The following is a 300-nucleotide window of genomic DNA, read 5'->3' on the forward strand; positions in this document are numbered from 1 at the left end:
CAGATCGCCTTTCAGCCTGTTTCTGAGCTGTTTGTTAATACTGAAGGCAAGCTTTCCGAAGTCATGAGATACTTCTGTAGCAATACAGTAGTATTCGTGAAGTCCTGCAACGACAGAATTGTATTTCTGTAACTGCATGAACTGTGCTTCTTCTGACGAATGAGCCAGCTTCTTCACTTCTTCGGATAACTTTTCATGCGCCTTTTTGTACGCCTTATCGCTCATATGAGACCGAATGACATATTTCCTGCCCTTTTTACGAACTTTCAGCTTGAATCCGAGAAATTCAGAATACTGCCG

Annotated in this window: 1 pseudogene; it reads right to left on the reverse strand. The window is 42.3% G+C overall.

The features are described 5' to 3' along the window. Positions 1-300, reverse strand: a pseudogene (locus ACTNEN_RS13415) (group II intron reverse transcriptase/maturase); the annotation flags it as partial.

This window comes from Oribacterium sp. HCP28S3_H8 (genome assembly GCF_052064775.1).
Taxonomy (GTDB): domain Bacteria; phylum Bacillota; class Clostridia; order Lachnospirales; family Lachnospiraceae; genus Oribacterium.